Origin of the sequence: Mesorhizobium sp. M5C.F.Ca.IN.020.32.2.1 (assembly GCF_004023105.1) — a bacterium.
Taxonomy (GTDB): domain Bacteria; phylum Pseudomonadota; class Alphaproteobacteria; order Rhizobiales; family Rhizobiaceae; genus Mesorhizobium; species Mesorhizobium wenxiniae.
Genome location: NZ_RZSX01000714.1, coordinates 1 through 3,356, shown reverse-complemented (window position 1 = coordinate 3,356; position 3,356 = coordinate 1). Strand labels below are relative to the sequence as shown.

Below are 3,356 nucleotides of genomic sequence, written 5' to 3'. Positions count from 1 at the left end.
CCTTCGTTGCCAATGCCGGAGCCTGGATCGTAGACCCCGGCAACGAGATCGTCGTTCTCAAGGCGTTGCTCGCTGAACGGCAAGATACTCTCTCGGGCGTGCTAATGGCGTCGTTCAATGCCCCGCTCTTAATCCTAAGAACCCTTCACGCGTTCGATCTTTTCACGAGGCTGCGTAAGTACCATTTCGATGAAATTCCTGAGTGGAAGAAGATCCAAACCGCGCTGCGATCGTAGGCCATGAGCGGATCGAAAGACGTTCCGCCTTTCGACACGCATGGCGTGGATATTCGGTCTGCTAATCCTTCGAACACTTGCGTTCGGGCCCTCACGTCTCGCATAACTGCCATCACGAGGGGGAGGATTCGATGGTCGAGCAGGTCATTCAGGTCGCGGTGCACGACCTGAAGAGGAATTCCGAGAGTTTTGAAACGGTGTCGGGTAACGCGCACCTCAAGGTCTCGGAAACGGTGGAGCGCGTGGTCGGCGAGCTGCACGCCATGTATGCGAGCCGCGCCTCGAAGTCTCACGGGCGCTTCGCGGCAAGCTCCGACAACTATCCGGCACAGACCTATCTTGACGAGTTCCGGAAGGGCGACTTCAAGGACTTCGCCACGCTCACGGCCAAGCTGATGACGACACTGACCGTTCAGGCGCGCCGAAAGCCCGGGGCGACGGGCGGTCACGTCCTTTTCGCGCATCTCGAGAAGGACGAGCAACGGTTTCTGCTAGTGGCGATCATCAACGACAAGCTCGGTGCGGCGCTCACCAAAAGCTTTGACATCGCGTCAGTCGAACACCTCGACCTCGACGGCTTCCGCTTCGCCGGCCGGATCAACATGACGGCATGGACTAACTCGGCGGACCGTTACATCGGCTTCCTAAAGGGCAAGGGGAACGTCGCCGAGTACTTCAAGGAGTTCCTCGGTTGCGACAGCACCGTTCAGGACCTCGAGGATACCAGGACACTGGTGCGCGTGCTGAACGGTTTCGCCGAGCCGGCGAAGGGCTTCGTGAAGGACAAGCAAGCTTTCCTGCAGAAGGCGTACGACATCTGCCAGCGATACATCCGGGACAACGAGCCTTTGGATCTCGAGACATTCTCCAACGAGCTCTTTCCAGAGAACCCGAAAGAACTCGCCAAATCGCTCGGAGATCCGGATGTCGGACTTGGCGACGGCTTCGTTCCGAAGAAGCGAGCGCTGTCGCCGATGGTGAAGTTCTCCGCGAAGACGCGGCTCTGGTCGGTCGAATTCAATCGGCAAGCCCTTACCGACGGCAAGATCGTCTATAACGACGACAAGAAGACCCTGACCTTCACCGAACTCCCTCCCGACCTGATCGAAAGACTGGAACACGATCAGGAGTAGCGTAGCCTCATGATCACGTTCGACCAGCTGATAGCACTCTACCGCAACACGGAGTTCTCGAAAGATGGCTCCGCGGGAAAGTTGACGGTCCGCGATTACAGCATTGTGGAAACGCTGAAGCAGATTGAAAGCGATGAGAAGGCTTTCGACGACGCGGCATTCACGGTCGACTCAGCGTCGGCGGTCGTCATAGGCGCGACAGTTAGCGTCGAAATCGGCGCTCCACGCACAGGACTTGGCTTCCTCGCGCTCACCCTCGACCGGCTGCTCGAGAACCGTCGCAACCGCATAGCCGAGCCGGAGCGCTATTACCTGATCGAGGAGAGGTTCGCCTACAACGATACCGTCGTTCCCGACGCCGTCGCGCGCTACCGGAACGCATTGCGCCTGGTCCGCACCTTAAAAGAGGCGGCTGCGTTTCTCGACCCGTACCAGGCGGAGATGCTGTTCCTCGGCTCGATCCGGCTGATGGTCCGTGTAGACTTCAGGTCATCGGACCTTGTCTCCGTAAACTCCATACTGGTCGACGAGTTCGAGAACTTCGTCATGCAGAAGGTGCACAAGGACCAGAAGGCTGCGATCGTTGCTACCACGCTCATCGAGACGTGTCGCACCCATCCCGAAGGCGAGCGCTTCAGGTACCTTCTTCGACACTTTCGGGACTTCGTCACAAAGTGCGAGGACAGCTATAGGCTGTTCGCGTCGGAGTTCTCGTACGACAAGATCCGGGGGAAGGCGGAAGAGGCCATCGCGGACTACACCGGTAAGATCCATAAGACATTCCATGACATCCAGAACCAGATAATGGGCATTCCCGTCGCGAGTGTGATCATCGCCACGCAGCTCAAGCCCGCAACTCAATGCGACGTGAATTTCTGGGCAAACCTCGCCATCTCGCTCGGTGCAACGCTGTTCGTTGCCCTCCTGGCGTTTGCCATCGTCAACCAGCTGCTGACGCTGTCGACGATAGACGACGATCTGACCCGACAGAAGACCAAGCTGAAGGGCGATTACTCGGTCGTCGCCGCGGAGTTCCTCCCTCTTTATCGCAAGCTGGAAAACCGGATTACACTTCACCGATTCGTCCTTGGCATCATCCTTGTCGTCTGCGGGCTCGGGGCGCTACTCACCTGGCGCATTTATTTCCAGCTGACAACTCTGATGCCGTGGGCGTGCTGAGAGCGCCGTTCGGGTCACGCCATAGAAGCGAGATTCGTTCGATTGGGGCACTATGGGCCATGTGGTTCACTCGAACGGACTGCCCGCTTTCGGTGAAGGCAAACTCTGCCTGAACGGCCGATTAGAGGCGCGGTGCTGCCGGACAACTTGGCGTGGCCGCGACACGCAAGGTGAGGTTTTTGGGGCGCCTCCCTCATGCGCGCGCTTGGAAGGCTTCGTCTTGAAATACAGCCAGTTGAGAAACGCGTCGGCGTCCGTGAAATCAGCGCCACCGATGCGCCTCCGCAGCGCGTCGATGGTAGCGCACAATTGCGTGTATCGTTCGGCCGACAGCGTTGCGACAGTTGGACTTCGAGGCGCGCCAATGCCGATCGCCGCTAGGGCGCCGGAGGTATTGCCGTTGAAGACAGCGTACCGCTTCGGGGCGAAGGTGCAGAGAATCGCCGTGATCATATTCACGCCCACGCCAGGAATACCGAGCGCTAGCTGACGCATCTGCTCGTAACCCCGTTCTGGCGCGAGTTTGGCTGCCTTCCTGCCCGCGGCGAACAGTGTGATCGTCTTCTTGGGATGATCGAGTGCCGCCGACCCTCGTCGATGAATGTCGCCGGAATGCCAGAGATGTTGATAAGGCTCTCTTGAAGAAATCAGATTGCTTAGATTCTCTGCGAAGACGCTCCTCATTTCCTTCGAAATCCTCGGCGCGTTGCCGAGATCCGCGATCAATTGCTGAACCTTCAATGCCTTGTCCCGATCGGTCCGGCGCTTCGCCAGCGCGGAACGTTCGGTCTTGTCTGCGCGGTACTGG

4 protein-coding genes are annotated in these 3,356 nt (G+C 58.5%); 3 read left to right on the top strand and 1 reads right to left on the bottom strand.

Going from position 1 to position 3,356, the window contains the following annotated elements; all coding sequences use genetic code 11:
- The 3 genes from EOA86_RS39615 to EOA86_RS27550 all read left to right on the top strand — a co-directional run.
- Positions 1-236, top strand: a 236-nt coding sequence (locus EOA86_RS39615; protein ID WP_206630145.1) for a hypothetical protein, incomplete at its 5' end; no start/stop codon positions are given.
- 131 nt (positions 237-367) lie between these two features.
- Complete coding sequence (locus EOA86_RS27555) at positions 368-1,369, top strand: nucleoid-associated protein (RefSeq protein WP_091595086.1); 1,002 nt, start codon at positions 368-370, stop codon at positions 1,367-1,369.
- 9 nt (positions 1,370-1,378) lie between these two features.
- Positions 1,379-2,548 (top strand): hypothetical protein, encoded by a 1,170-nt coding sequence (locus EOA86_RS27550; RefSeq protein ID WP_091595088.1) that lies wholly within the window; start codon positions 1,379-1,381, stop codon positions 2,546-2,548.
- 66 nt (positions 2,549-2,614) lie between these two features.
- Here the strand turns inward: EOA86_RS27550 and EOA86_RS27545 are convergent, their stop codons facing one another.
- Positions 2,615-3,289 carry a hypothetical protein gene (locus EOA86_RS27545; protein WP_128344564.1) on the bottom strand — a complete coding sequence of 225 codons (675 nt, stop codon included), beginning with the start codon at positions 3,287-3,289 and terminating at the stop codon, positions 2,615-2,617.
- Positions 3,290-3,356 lie beyond the last annotated feature (67 nt).